Origin of the sequence: Bradyrhizobium sp. UBA2491, assembly GCF_002341725.1 — a bacterium.
GTDB lineage: Bacteria > Pseudomonadota > Alphaproteobacteria > Rhizobiales > Xanthobacteraceae > Bradyrhizobium.
The window spans coordinates 1-482 of record NZ_DDOP01000038.1 but is presented as its reverse complement, the minus strand read 5'-3'; the positions used below and the strand labels follow the sequence as shown (position 1 = coordinate 482).

Sequence of the window (482 nt, the reverse complement as noted above, 5' to 3'; positions counted from 1 at the left end):
TTCGCTCGCAATGACGTGGATATTACCGTGCTTCCGCCGCCCGTTACTGCCAGGGATTCCCCGGCGCAGAGGCGCGCTGTCCGATGCCGCGCGGCGGACGCGGCGGCGGTGCGACCAGTGGGCGCTGTTGCGGGGCGCCGAATCCGAACAGGTCACGTAGCCAGGGTTGGGTCTGCGGCTGTTGCTGCGGCTGGGCCTGGGCCGGACGGAACACGCGCCGCTGCGGCTTCGGCGCCGTGATGATCGAGCCGTCGGGCGCGATCGCCGTGGTGGAGGGCGGCGGATTCGCCGGTCCACCAGCCGGCGCGGTTGGCGTGGTCGCGGCAACCGGCACGTCGCCCTTGGCCTGCTCGCGGCCGATCTCGCGGCGTGGCCAGGCGAAATCGTCGGCACGGCCGGCAGGCGGCGCCAGCGCCTCGCCCTTCACCAGCGTGCGCGCGGCGAGCGCATCGACAGCGGCGGGCCGCGAGCAGGCCAAGGGG

General features: G+C 74.1%; 1 pseudogene. It reads right to left on the bottom strand.

What is annotated here, in order from left to right:
• Nucleotides 1-43: 43 nt before the first annotated feature.
• Nucleotides 44-482: pseudogene (locus B2W55_RS11290) on the bottom strand (DUF459 domain-containing protein); the annotation flags it as partial.